Here is a 12,764-nt window from a genome sequence, read left to right as displayed (position 1 = left end):
ACCGTATCCCGCTACCGGCCCGGCCGGAGGCGGTACGCGTCAACGGCTCCGCCGGACGAACACGGCGCGACCGACCGACCACACGGTGTCGAGCACGAAGATGAACGTCCAGATCCGGCCGGCGTTCAGCAGCCAGTGCCCCGAGGAGTTCCAGAAGTACTCCGCCTCGTGCGGCCACCCGATCACGGTTTCGACGGGCCAGCTGTAGCCAGCGATGGCCAGTGCGATCTGCGCGACGACGTACACCGCCGCGTGCACGCCCCACGCCTGCAACGGCGAGGCCTTCTCCCGGTGCCGTGTGGTTTCCGTGTCGTCGGTCATCACCGTCTCCGTTCCACTGTGCGACGTCGTGCCGGTAGGGGGTTCCGTACCGGCGGACTCCGGTTGGCGATCGGGCAGAGCGGCGGACACGGCCGACGTGCCGGTGGTCGACTCGGCCAGGGTTCTCGCCGTCGGCTCCCCCGGTGTCCCCGGCTCCGCTGTGGTGTCCGGCTCCGCTGTGGTGTCCGGCTCCGCTGTGGTGTCCGGCTCCGCTGTCCCCGACTCCGCTGGCGTCGCCGATCCCGGCTCCGCTGCTGTCGCCGGCTCCGGCGAGTCCTCGGTTGCCGCTCCGGGGCCGTCCGGCTGCTCCGCCGGGTCGCCTGTCTCGGAAGCCGTGGCAGGCCCCGCGGCACCCGGCGGGGGCACGGGCCGGTCGGTCACGCCGACCTTCCGCAGTGCGATGCGCATCAGGACCGCGGCCAGTACGAGCACGCCCGCGGCGAAACCGCACGCGAGCTGCCAGCCACCGTCGACCTCGTAGAGGGCCCCTGCACTCACGGCGCCGGCCGTCGCGCCGAGGAGCACCGCGCTCTCGTACACCGCCATGCCGCGGCCCAGGCTGACGCCCGCCGCCTCGGCGACGGCAGCCTGCTCGACGGGGATCGCCGCCGCGAACGCCGCCGCAGCGAGGATCCACGCGCCAGCGATCACCCACGGGTTCGGCGCGAAGGCGAGCGTGCCCGCGAACACCGCGCTGCAGCTCAGCGCCACCGACACGACGGTCGTCCTGCCCAGGCGCGTCACCACGCCGTGCAGGTACTCGGGGATCGTGCTGTAGACGATGAATCCGGGCAGGAAGACGGCCGCGATCGCGCCGATGTCGAGGTCGTGCCCGCGCTGCAGGTGGAGCATCAGCAGCAGCGCCACACCCGTCTCGGCGACCGCGGTGAGGGCGACCACGCCGAGCAGCGGCCACAGGCGCCTGCCCAGCGCGCGGAACGCAGGCACCGGTTCCCTCGCCGCACTGCGCGGGGATCTGCGGCCGACCAGCACCACCGCTGCGCCGGCCGAGGCCGCGGCGCCGAGCCAGAACACGCCCGCGTAATCGATCTGCGACACGGCGGTGAGTGCCACGACGAAGGCGATCCACGTGCCGGTGCCCTCCGCGGCGAACAACCGGGCGAAGGCGCTCGAATCGTCGGTGAGGCCCTCGGCGACCCGTGCCCGGAGCGCCACCCAGAACAGCGCGCCGCCGACGCCGCCGACGACCGCCGCGATCATCGCCATGGCCTGCCCGCCCGCCACCGCGTAGCCGGAGAAGGACAGGGCGTACAGCAGTGCACCGGCCGCGGCGACCCGGCCGCGATCCGCCCGGTCGGCCATGGCGCCCGCGACGGGGCGTGCCAGCAGTGACACGAGCGTCTCGGTGGCCGTCAGCACGCCGATGGCCGCCGGGGACAGGCCCAGCACGCTCCCCGCCCACAACGGCAGCACGAAGTCCAGGACCTCGACGGGTCCGCGTGCCAGCCCCGCGGCGAGCTCGTTCTCGCGCGTGACACGGCTCCTGCCACCCGTCGACTGCCGACGCTCCTCGTCGCGCTGCGACGCGGCCCGTTGCGCCATGGTCTCCCCCACATCACGGTTTCGGATACGATCGTATCCGAAACGTGGGCTGCGCGAGACGTTCACCCACCCGCCACGATCGTGGGATCGACGGGGAGAGGACAGATGCCGAAAGTCGTCGACCGGGAGGCCCGCAGGCTCGCCGTCGCGGACGCGACGCTGCGACTGGCCGCCACGAACGGACTCGAAGCGGTGAGCATCCGTACCGTCGCGGCCGAGGCGGGAATGTCGCCGGGTGCCGTGCAGAAGTACTTCGCCACCAAGGACGAACTGCTGCTGTGCGCGCTGGACCTGTCCGACGAACGCCTCGTCGCACGATGGAACGCGCTGCCCGACGACGCTCCATTGACCGACTACCTGCGCCAGGTACTGCCGCTCGACGACAACACCCGCGCGGAGAACGCCCTGCTGTGGTCGTTCACCGCGCGAGCGGCCTACCTTCCGGAGTGGGCCGAGCGCATCGCCACGAGCTACGCTCAGCTGCACGAGCGGCTCGTCGCCTCCCTCGACGCGACTTCCACCGGGAAGACCTCCGGCGACACGACCAGCGGTGACACGGCGTGGCGGGACCCGGCAGCACCCGACACGGGCGCGACCGACGAGGCAGCCACGGCCGGCGACACGACCAGCAGCGACACAGCGGCTCCGGCCATGGACACGGGAGAGCTGGCGCACGCGATCATCGCCCTGACCGACGGCTTCGCTCACCGGATGCTGCAGCACCCGCCCGGCGCCCCCGAGCTCGACACACTGCAGCGCGCCCTCGAATCCGCGATCGTCACGCTGGCCACCGCGAGCCGGCCCGACTGAGGCGCGAGCACGGGCGTCCGATTCCGACCCGCGCCGCGCGGTCGAAGCAGCCCCTTTCCCCGGTGGACCGTCAGGGGCAGACTGGAACGCGTACCTACTCGACAGTAGATTGCGGGAGGCCAACGGTGTCCGTCGCGAAGAAGGCCGTGCGCTGGGGCGTGACCCATGCGATTCCCCGCGTCGCGCTCCGCCGCGCCGCAGGAGAAGGGGACCTGCAGGCGAGACTGTTCACCGAATCGGCCGAGACGCCGACCAGGGGCCTGACCGGTCTGTTCGACGAGATCCACGGCCGCGGACCGGTCGTCCGGGGGAAGTACTCCTATCTGGTCTCGCGGCATTCCGTCGTCCGTGACGTGCTGACCTCGCAGGACGTTCGCGCCGGGATCGACCGGGTGGACGGCGTGCTCGGCAGGCTGAGCACCTGGTCGGCCTCGGATCACCTGCATCCGGTCGAGCCGCCGTCGATGCTGGCCACCGAGCCGCCCGAGCACACCCGCTACCGCAAGCTCGTGACCCGGGTGTTCACCGCCCGCGCGGTCGAGAACCTGCGCACACGCACCGAGGAGATCGCCGCCGAGCTGCTCGACGCACTGGAGACCCGAGCGCGGGCCGGCGAGGAGGTCGACCTGGTCGAGACCTACTGCAGCCTGTTGCCGGTGACCGTGATCGCGGAGATCCTCGGCGTTCCCGATCACGAACGAGACAAGGTCCTCACCCTCGGCACCGCGGCCGCGCCGAGTCTCGACATGGGCATGCCGTGGCGACAGTTCCGCGACACCGACCGTGCGCTGACCGAGTTCGACGCATGGCTGGGTGATCATCTCGCCGCGCTGAAGGCGAACCCCGGCGACAACCTGCTGAGCAAGCTCGTCGCGGCACGCGAGGACGGCGTGGGTCTCGACGACAAGGAGCTGCGCGCGACGGCGGGCCTCGTCCTCGCGGCCGGGTTCGAGACGACCGTGAACCTGCTGGGCAACGGGATCGCACTGCTGCGTGAGCACCCGGAGCAGCTCGACAAGGCGCGCCAGGATCCGTCGTTGTGGCCCGGCGCGGTCGACGAGATCCTGCGGTTCGACCCGCCCGTACTGCTCACCGGCCGCACGACCGTCCGCGACACCGAGATCTCGGGCACGCGCGTCCGTGCCGGCGCGCTCGTGACGACGCTGTTGGCAGGGGCCAACCGAGACCCCGAGGTGTTCGACGATCCGCACACGTTCGACGTGACACGGCCGAACGCCCGCGAGCACATCGCGTTCTCCTCCGGCAGGCACTACTGCCTTGGCGCGGCACTGGCCCGCATGGAGGGCGAGGTCGGGTTGCGCGCCCTGTTCGAGCGTTTTCCCGACCTGCGACTGCGGCCGGGTGCCGAGCATCGGCCGACGCGGATCCTGCGGGGATACGAGAAGCTCCCGGCCCTGCTGACCTGAGGTTCCACCGCGCGCCACCCGTTCGGTCGATATTGACATGCATGGTTGTCAGTTGGATGCTGACCCTCGCCGACCAAGATCAGGTGTGGCATTCGCCGGTCAGCGCGAGGAGGCGCCGATGGGACAGGCACGCGGACGATTCGGCCGCCGGGAACGGACGGTCGCAGGCACGGTCGTCACGATCACCGGCGGCGCACGCGGCATCGGCGCCGCGACGGCGACGGCACTGGCCGAGACGGGCGCCACGGTCGCGATCGCGGACCTGGAACCGGCGGCACTGCCGGAACGGCTGCGGGACCACCCCCGGGTGCACTGCTGGCGGGTCGACGTCACCGACCCTGCCGCGTACACCCGATTCCTCGACGCCGTGGAGGACACGCTCGGACCGGCCGACGTGGTGATCAACAACGCGGGAATCATGCCGCTCGGCCGCATCGACGACGAACCCGACGAGGTCACCGCGAAACAGTTGGCGATCAACCTGCACGCGGTGATCCACGGCAGTCGTGAGGCCGTGCGGCGGATGCGTGCACGCGGCCGTGGCCACATCATCAACCTCGCGTCCGAGGCCGGCCAGATCGGCTTCGAGGGCGCGGCGACCTACTGCGCCACGAAACACGGCGTCGTCGGTTTCTCCGACGCCGTGCGCGCGGAACTGCACCGCACGGGTGTCGACATATCGGTCGTCATGCCGTCGGTCGTGCGTACCGAACTGGCGACCGGTCTAGGCGAGTCGCGCGCAATCCGTGCGGTGACCCCGGAGGAGGTCGCGGCGGCCATCCTCGAGACGATCCGCAAGCCGCGGTTCGACGTCTACGTGCCGCGCGATCTGGTGGTGGCCAACGTCCTCGGCGCACTGCTGCCGCGACGGGCCTCCGACGCACTGTTGCGGGCATCCGGCGCGCATCGCGTGCTCGGCGCCGCCGACCACGCCGTCCGCAAGGAGTACGAGTCCCGCGCGGTCGGCGCGGCGCGGGACGTGGGCCACTAGTCCGGCCACGGCCGCACACCCATCACGCGGTCACGCCTGCATCCCGGTTCATCATCCATTGTGGACACCATGGGAGCGGCGTCCACGGAATCCCCTCTTCGAAGGGACGTTCACATGGTTTCACTGCTGGAACGTACGAACCGGGCGGCACGCGAGCGGCTGTCGTCCGTGCTCGCCGCACCCGCGCCGAAGGCGATCGACGACGCCTGGCTGCGCGCGACGCACGGCCGGGTCACCACGCTCGCTCCACCTCCTGCCGGTAGCGACCTCAAGCCGGTCCCCGGCGACCACGGTCCACCGCTCGTCGGGCACACGCTGAGCTACATCCGGTTCGGCAACGAGTTCCTGCGCGACCGCTACGACCGCTTCGGCCCGGTGTCGTGGATGGGCTCGGTCGGGCCCGCCGTGGTGACCGTCGGCGGACCGGACGCCACCCAACAGGTGCTCGTCAACAAGGACAAGGCCTTCTCGCAGGAAGGCTGGACCCAATTGATCGACGAGTTCTTCCACCGCGGACTGATGCTCCTCGACTTCGACGAGCACCGCATGCACCGGCGGATCATGCAGTCCGCGTTCACCCGCGACCGGTTGACCGGCTACGTCGACCAGATGGGCCCCTCGGTACGCGCCAATGTTCCACAGTGGACCGCTGACCGCCCGGTGCGCATCTACTGGCTGCTCAAGCAACTCACGCTCGACGTCGCGACGCAGGTGTTCATGGGCGGCCGTGGCGGCGACGAGAACCTCGACGAGATCAACCGCGCCTTCGTCGCCGCCGTGCGCGCGGCGACGTCGATCGTGCGATACCCGCTGCCCGGCACCCGGTTCCGCGCCGGTGTGGAAGGTCGCAGAACGCTCGAACGCTACTTCCGCAGGCACCTGCCCGCAGCACGCCAGTCCGACGGGTCGGACCTGTTCGCCGGACTGTGCCAGGCCGCGACCGACGACGGCGAACGCTTCAGCGACGACGACGTCGTCAACCACATGATCTTCCTGATGATGGCCGCGCACGACACCTCGACGATCACCACCAGCGCCGCGGCGCACTATCTCGGCAAGCACCCGGAGTGGCAGCAGCGTGCCCGCGAGGAGTCCCTCGCGCTCGGCGACGACGTCCCCGACATCCACGCGCTGGAAAGCCTCACCACGCTGGATCTGATCATCAAGGAGTCGCTGCGGCTCGTGGCGCCGGTGCCCACACTGATGCGGATGACCGTGAAACCGACGGAGATCGCGGGGCACCACATCCCCGCCGAGACGGCCGTCGTCGCGGCGCCGGGCGTGAACCACTTCGACCCCGGCATCTGGACCGACCCCGACCGCTTCGACCCCGACCGCTTCTCCGAATCCCGCCGCGAGGACTCCGGGCACCGGTTCGCGTGGATCCCGTTCGGCGGCGGTGTGCACAAGTGCATCGGGCTGCACTTCGGCACGCTCGAGGTGAAGGCGATCCTCCACGAGATGCTGCGCACCTACACCTGGACCGTGCCGGACGGGGTGCATCCGCGCTGGGACAACACGTCGCTCCCGGTGCCCGCCGACGGGCTGCCGATGCGACTGCACCGCCGCTGACGGCCGTCGCCGGAGGCCGCGTCAGTCCGGGATGACCTTGCCCGGGTTGAGAATCCCGTGCGGATCGAGCGCCGCCTTCACCGCCCGGTGCATGGCGACGACCTCACCGTCCAGTTCCGAGCCGAGACCGTCCTTCTTGAGCAGTCCCACGCCGTGCTCACCGGTGACGGTGCCGCCGAGTTCGAGGGCGTCGCGGATGATGTCGTGGAACGCCTCCTGCGCTCGCTCGCGGGCTGCGTCATCGCCGGGCGGGGTGCTCAGCAGCGGGTGCAGGTTGCCGTCGCCTGCGTGCGCGATGTTGGCGATGCGGGTGTCGTGCCGCTGCGCGGCCGCCTCGATGCGGGCCAACATCTCGGGCACGGCCGCCTTCGGGACGCACACGTCCTCGGTGAGCAGCGGGCCGAGCCGCTCCAACGCCGGGTACGCGAGGCGGCGCGCGGCGAACAGCGCGTCGGCCTCCTCCTGGTCCGTCGACCGCGCAGCCCACGTCGCACCGCCCTGTTCGAAGCAGGCCAGCATGCGGTCCGCCTCCTGCTCCCCCGCGGCCCCCGGCGCGTCGGTCCGGCCGAGCAGCACGACGTCCGCCTCGACCGACAGGCCCATGTTCTTCCACGCGTCGACGGCCGCGAGGCAGTGCCGGTCGACCAGTTCCAGCGCGGACGGTGTGATGCCCGCGTCGGCGACCGCGGCGACGGCCCGTCCCGCATCGACGATCGAGGAGAAGTACCCGGCCACCGTGTGCTCGGGATCGCGCAGCGGCCGCAACTTCACCGTCACCTCGGTGACGACGCCGAGCGTGCCCTCCGAGCCGACCATCAGCCCGGCGAGGTCGTACCCGGCCACGCCCTTCGCGGTGCGCCTGCCCAGTCGGACCAGCTCGCCGGTGCCGGTGACGACCTGCAAGCCGAGCACGTAGTCCCGGGTCACGCCGTACTTGACGCAGCACAGCCCGCCCGCGTTGGTCGCGACGTTGCCGCCGATCGTCGACCACGGCGCGCTGGCCGGGTCCGGCGGATACCAGAGGCCGCGTTCGGCGCACGCCGCGCGCAGGTCGTCGTTGACGACGCCCGGTTCGACGACCGCCAGGCGCTCGGACTCGTCGATCTCCCGCACGGCGGTCATCAGCTCGGTGGACAGCAGCACACACCCGTCGACGGCATTCGCCCCGCCGGACAGGCCCGTGCCCGCACCACGCGTGACCAACGGCGTTCCGTGTGCGAGGCACGCACGAACCACGGTCTGGACCTCTTCGGCAGAACGCGGCCGGACGACCACCTCCGGCTTGCCGCGTGGCGCCCATTCGGCCTCGTCGTGGACGTATCCGGCGACGACGTCGGGGTCGTCCACGAGCCGGTCGGCGGGCAGGTCACGGCGCAGGTCCTCGAGCAGCATGATCCCCACGATAGTGCGAAACCCGCCGCCTGGGGCCGGTCCGTGACATCGGAGTCATCACTGCCACGTGTCCGGCAGCGACATCGCCGACGGTGACGCCGGGCCGCGGCCCCTGGTCACGAGGTCACCAGCCGCTCAGTCGCACGGACACCTCGCCCGCCTCGTCGATCCGCACCTTGGCTGACACGAAGAAGCTCACCGGCATGTCGGTGCCGTCGGACAGCCGGGCGTCCACCAGGCCGTCGCTCTCGGTGTGCAGCCACAACTGCGGCGGCCCACCGCCACCCGACTGCGCGAGTCCCAGCGACCTCACCTCGGGGAAACGGTCGATGGTGGCGCCGGTCATCTCGCTGTAGCCCACGATGCCGTGCGGACACCGCGGCAGCGGATCGGGCACTGCCTCGGCACACGCCGTGAGCTCCCGTTCCATCTCCGCGGAGACCGCGTTCAACAGTTCTGGGGTCTCGTCGTAGCCGATCCTGGCCAGCCCGTGGGGCGGCGTGTGGTCCGCCGGTTCCCAGAACTGGTCGCCGTCCCACGACCGCTGCACGGCGACCAGCGTCTCCGGCTCGGACGTGAAGTACCGCGATGCGACGCCGCGCACGGTGTACACGCCCGGGTACAGCAGGACGTAGGTGCGGTTGACGGGATCGGCGCCGGGAGCGTTGGCCGGCGCGTGCGCCCCGCCGATCGTGGCTCCCGCCATGCCGGCGACGCCGTCGATCCGGTGCAGCGACGTCTCGAGGTACGCGGGGACGACGAGCGGGTCGATCACCGTCCAGTGTTCCCACACCCCGAGCGTCGATTCGGCCAGCCGTGCGCGCAGTGTGGCCTCACCACGGCGCTCCTCGGCGCCGTCGATGACATAGCTGACGTGAACCTCGGCGATCGCGTCGTCCGGGCTGAACCCCATCGAGCCGGCCGGCTCCCCGTTGATCTCTTCGACCTCGATCTCCTCGACGCTCAGCCGGTCCGCGGAGCCCAGCACGGCATCGGTCAGCAGGGACCTGTCGAGCTCACGGCCGGGGAAGGCCGCCGGGTCCACCATGCGGTTCGCCGCTGCGGCGTCCCCACGCGCGATCGTCTCGACGTAGTCACGCACCGCGTCGGCCGGTGCCGACGAGTTGTGCATCGCCACGACGACGAGTCCGGCGACGGCCGCGGTGACCACACCTGCCCCGCCCAGTACTGCGGCCTTGTGCCACCGCTTCGACCGTTTCCACCAGCCGCGCCGATGAGCTGCGACGGATTCGCCGCCTGCTGCTGCCACGGCCGATTCGCCCGGATCGTTGTCCCGATCCGCGGCTGTGTCGCGCTCCGCTGCCGCGCTGTCCCGCTCGGCTACGGCGTCGTCGTCAGGCTCCGCGGCGTGCCGGTCCGCGGCGTGCCGGTCCGCAGCGTTCCGGTCCGCAGCGTTCCGGTCCGCAGCGTTCCGGTCCGCAGCGTTCCGGTTCGCAGCGTTCCGGTCCGCAGCCGTGGTGTCCCGCTCGTCCCCCACCCCGTCCGGACCTCCGCTGCGTCGCTCACTCATCGCCGCGTCCCTTCACCCCTGCTGTGTCATCGGACGGCCCGGAACCGGCCGGGGTTCCGCGAGCGCAGCCCGGGTGTCACGGCGAGTGCGATCACCGCGGCGAGCACCAGCGCCGCGGTCAGGCCCGCAGCCGCCCACGCGGCGAACACCAGCAGACCGGCCAGCTCGGTGCCGACACCGGCGATCGAGGTGACGGTCGCCCGCGCTCCGCTCGTGATGCACTCCTGCAGCCGCGCCTCCGCGACGACGAGCACCCCGCGATACAGCGCGTAGAACACCGCGACGAGCGCCAGGCCCGCAGGCTGTGCCCACAGACCCGCGACGGCGAACAGGCCGATTCCCGCCGACAGCAACGGAGTCGCCCAGGTGTCGCGGATGCGCGCCGCGAGCAGCGCGCCCGCGGCTCCGGCCAGCGGGATACCGAGAACGGCGAGCGGCACCCACTGGACCGGGACGCGCCAGTCCTCCGCGAGCAGGCCGAAGTATTCCTCGATGTTGTCGAACGACGTCAGCAGCGCCACGACCAGCAGCGCCGCCGGCACACCGGGAGTACGCGCCGCGGCGACGACCCCGGCCCGCAACGTGGCGAGGTATCCGGGCCCGGCCGGTTCACCGGCCTCGCCGGTGGCCTCGGCGTCGTCGGCGTCGTCGGCGTCGTCGGCGTCGTCGGCGTCGTCGGCAGGCACCGGCCCGTCGTCGTGACGGGCCGGTTCGGGCAGCCGCGCGGCCACGACGGCGGCGCCGAGGCAGGTGGCGGCACTGACCCAGCCGACCAGTTCGAAACCACCGATAGGCAGCAGCACGGTGGCGCCGACGGCGGCGGGCACCTGGGCGAACAGTTCACACGCGTCGAGCCGGCCGTAGACGCGGCGGAACCGTTCCGGTGCGCCCAGTTCGACGAGGCTGTCGTACAGCCACGCCTCGACCGCACCGGAAACGAGCGTGCCGCCGATGCCCCACAGCACGAAACCGGCCGCGAACGCGGCGAATCCGGGAAACGCCGTCCACAGCACGTAGGCCAGCGCCTGGACGGCACCGCCGGCGGCCATCGAACCGGTGCGGGAGAAACGGTCGGCGAGCGCGCCGGTCGGCACTTCGGCGACGACCCCGGTCAGCGACCAGACCGCCAGCAGCGCGGAGATCTGCGCGTGGGACAACCCGTGCGCACTGAACAGCAACGCGTACAGCGGGTACAGCGGCACCGCGTCCGCGAGCACCGCCCAGGCGCAGGCGCGCCGGGTCAGGCGTGCGGCGGGGTCGCCGTACTGTTTCTTCGGAGGTCGCTGTTTCTTCGGACGTCGGTGGTTCGTCGGGCGTCACGGTGGAGACATGCCTCGCACGATACCGCCGGCGGACCCGCGCCGACAGGCTTTTCCACGGCGGCTATCGCGTCGGGTGGGAACCGCCGTCGACGTGGAGGTTCTGCCCGGTGACGTGCTGTGCCCGCGAGGAGAGCAGGAACTCGGTGAGGCCCACGACGTCGTCGGGGACTCCGGTCCTGCCGAGCGTGGTGGCCGCGCGCAGTTCCTCCTCGCGCTCGGGTGTCATGGTGCCGGCGAAGAACTCGGTGTCGGCGATGTAGCCCGGTGAGATGCAGTTGACCCGGATGCCGCGTGGTCCCAGTGCGGCGGCCAGCCCGAGTGCGTAGGAGGAGACCGCGGCCTTGGCCGGGCCGTAGAAGCCCACTCCGTGCTCCGCGGCGATCGAGCCGAAGAGCACGATCGCCGACCCGGCAGCCAGGTGTCCCGACAGTGCGGAGACGGCCAGGGCGGCCGAGGTGAGGTTGCTGTCGAGGGTGTCGCGCAGCAGGTCGGCCTCGGCGTCCAACGTGGCCGCCTCCGGGGTGCCGATGGCCGGGTTTCCGCCCGCGCAGTGGACGAGGCCGTCGACGCGGCCGGCCACCTGCGCGGCGAGCGTCCGCGCGCCGTCCGGCGTCGCGAGGTCGCAGCTGACGGCCGTCACCGCACCACCGGTGCGGGCGACGACGTCGTCGAGCGGCGCGCGCCGGCGTCCGGCGACGAGGACCGCCTCGCCGCGGTGGTGCAGTGACAGCGCGACGGCCCGGCCGATTCCGGTTCCGCCTCCGGTGACGACGTACACGAGGTCTCCTTTAGGTCTAAACGTTTGGATGATTAAGACCTTAATGTAGACTCGTGACCGTGAGCAAACCGGATCGAGCAGCGCAGATCATGGCCGCGTGGAGCAGGGAGCGGCCCGACCTGGACCCGTCGTCGATCGCCATCGTGACCCGCATCTGGCACCTGGCCCACGCATTCGGCATCGAACGGCGGCAACTGCTGAGCAGGCAGGGCATCGACCCGGCGCTGATGGACCTGCTCGGCACGCTGCGCCGCAGCGGCGCGCCGTACGCACTGACCACGCGGCAGCTCGCCGAGTTCGACGGAGTGACGCCCGCCGCGATCTCACAGCGACTGACCAGGGCAGAACGTCAGGGCTGGGTCTCCAGGGAACCCGGTGAGGACCGCAGCGTCGTCGTGCGCCTCACCGACTCGGGGCGCCGGATCGTGGACGAGACGGCCGGTGCGATCTTCGCCCACGAGGACCGCCTGCTGGCCGTCCTCGACGAGTCCGAACGCGACACCCTCGCCGGCCTGCTCCACACGTTGTGCCTCGAACACACCGGGGACCTGCCGGTCGACCACGTCGGCAGCGGCAAGCCTGCGCCCCAGGAGTGACGGGCACCGCGTGACCGCGGGGATCGCCGGCGTTGGCCGGGGCTACCGGGTGATGCCGGCGACCGCGCGGACCACGGCGATGCACTGGTCCTCGACGTAGTCCATACCGGCCTCGGCGGCGGTGGCGCGCGCCTCGGCCGAGACGATGCCCTGCTGCAGCCACAGCGCTTTCGCGCCGATCGCGGCGGCCTGCTTGGCGACCCCGGCCGCCTCGGCCGACGGGCGGAACACGTCGACGATGTCCACCGGCTCCGGGACGTCGGCCAGGGTGCGATACACCCGTTCCCCCAGCAGCACGTCGGCCGACGGATGGACGGGGATCACGCGGAACCCGGCGGACTGCATCGCCGCGGGCACCGAATGCGCGGACTTCGCAGGATCCCGGCTCAGGCCGACCACGGCGATCGTCGTGGCCTCGGAAAGCACTCGCTCTGCGTCGGCGGAATCGCTCATGCGGCCCA

The 12,764-nt window shown here is 71.5% G+C and carries 11 protein-coding genes; 5 read left to right on the top strand and 6 right to left on the bottom strand.

What is annotated here, in order from left to right:
- Window positions 1–39: 39 nt before the first annotated feature.
- On the bottom strand, window positions 40–1,884 hold the full coding sequence (locus tag FB384_RS26875; protein WP_228726026.1) for an MFS transporter: 1,845 nt from the start codon (window positions 1,882–1,884) through the stop codon (window positions 40–42).
- A gap of 105 nt (window positions 1,885–1,989) precedes the next feature.
- Between FB384_RS26875 and FB384_RS14550 the strand changes: the two genes are divergently transcribed.
- The 4 genes from FB384_RS14550 (at window position 1,990) to FB384_RS14535 (ending at window position 6,684) form a co-directional block, all read left to right on the top strand.
- Window positions 1,990–2,694 (top strand): TetR/AcrR family transcriptional regulator, encoded by a 705-nt coding sequence (locus FB384_RS14550; RefSeq protein WP_183783480.1) that lies wholly within the window; start codon window positions 1,990–1,992, stop codon window positions 2,692–2,694.
- 125 nt (window positions 2,695–2,819) lie between these two features.
- Window positions 2,820–4,121, top strand: a complete 1,302-nt coding sequence (locus tag FB384_RS14545; protein WP_183783478.1) for a cytochrome P450 — start codon at window positions 2,820–2,822, stop codon at window positions 4,119–4,121.
- Window positions 4,122–4,239: 118 nt separating this feature from the next.
- Entirely contained in the window at window positions 4,240–5,112 is an 873-nt protein-coding gene (locus tag FB384_RS14540; protein WP_183783476.1) for an SDR family oxidoreductase, read from the top strand.
- Window positions 5,113–5,226: 114 nt separating this feature from the next.
- Window positions 5,227–6,684 (top strand): cytochrome P450, encoded by a 1,458-nt coding sequence (locus FB384_RS14535; protein ID WP_183783474.1) that lies wholly within the window; start codon window positions 5,227–5,229, stop codon window positions 6,682–6,684.
- A 21-nt stretch (window positions 6,685–6,705) separates the two neighbouring features.
- On the opposite strand, the gene FB384_RS14530 is transcribed toward FB384_RS14535, so the two are convergent.
- From FB384_RS14530 to FB384_RS14515, 4 genes are all read right to left on the bottom strand, one after another.
- The gene (locus FB384_RS14530) at window positions 6,706–8,076 is read right to left on the bottom strand and encodes an FAD-binding oxidoreductase (RefSeq protein ID WP_183783472.1); all 1,371 of its coding nucleotides are present in this window, start codon (window positions 8,074–8,076) and stop codon (window positions 6,706–6,708) included.
- A 124-nt stretch (window positions 8,077–8,200) separates the two neighbouring features.
- Window positions 8,201–9,607 (bottom strand): prolipoprotein diacylglyceryl transferase, encoded by a 1,407-nt coding sequence (locus tag FB384_RS14525; protein ID WP_183783470.1) that lies wholly within the window; start codon window positions 9,605–9,607, stop codon window positions 8,201–8,203.
- Between the two features lie 26 nt (window positions 9,608–9,633).
- Entirely contained in the window at window positions 9,634–10,824 is a 1,191-nt protein-coding gene (locus FB384_RS14520; RefSeq protein ID WP_183783468.1) for an MFS transporter, read from the bottom strand.
- Between the two features lie 166 nt (window positions 10,825–10,990).
- The gene (locus tag FB384_RS14515; protein WP_183783466.1) at window positions 10,991–11,707 is read right to left on the bottom strand and encodes an SDR family NAD(P)-dependent oxidoreductase; all 717 of its coding nucleotides are present in this window, start codon (window positions 11,705–11,707) and stop codon (window positions 10,991–10,993) included.
- Window positions 11,708–11,766: 59 nt separating this feature from the next.
- On the opposite strand from FB384_RS14515, the gene FB384_RS14510 reads away from it, so the two are divergent.
- Window positions 11,767–12,303, top strand: coding sequence for a MarR family winged helix-turn-helix transcriptional regulator (locus FB384_RS14510; RefSeq protein ID WP_221212737.1), 537 nt, complete (start codon window positions 11,767–11,769; stop codon window positions 12,301–12,303).
- A 42-nt stretch (window positions 12,304–12,345) separates the two neighbouring features.
- On the opposite strand, the gene FB384_RS14505 is transcribed toward FB384_RS14510, so the two are convergent.
- A complete protein-coding gene (locus tag FB384_RS14505; RefSeq protein ID WP_183783464.1) occupies window positions 12,346–12,756 on the bottom strand; it encodes a CoA-binding protein in 411 nt (136 codons plus the stop codon).
- Window positions 12,757–12,764: the final 8 nt, after the last annotated feature.

Source organism: Prauserella sediminis, assembly GCF_014195435.1.
Lineage (GTDB): Bacteria > Actinomycetota > Actinomycetes > Mycobacteriales > Pseudonocardiaceae > Prauserella > Prauserella salsuginis.
The sequence above is the reverse complement of the archived record's forward strand: the minus strand, read 5'-3'. Positions and strand labels throughout refer to the sequence as shown.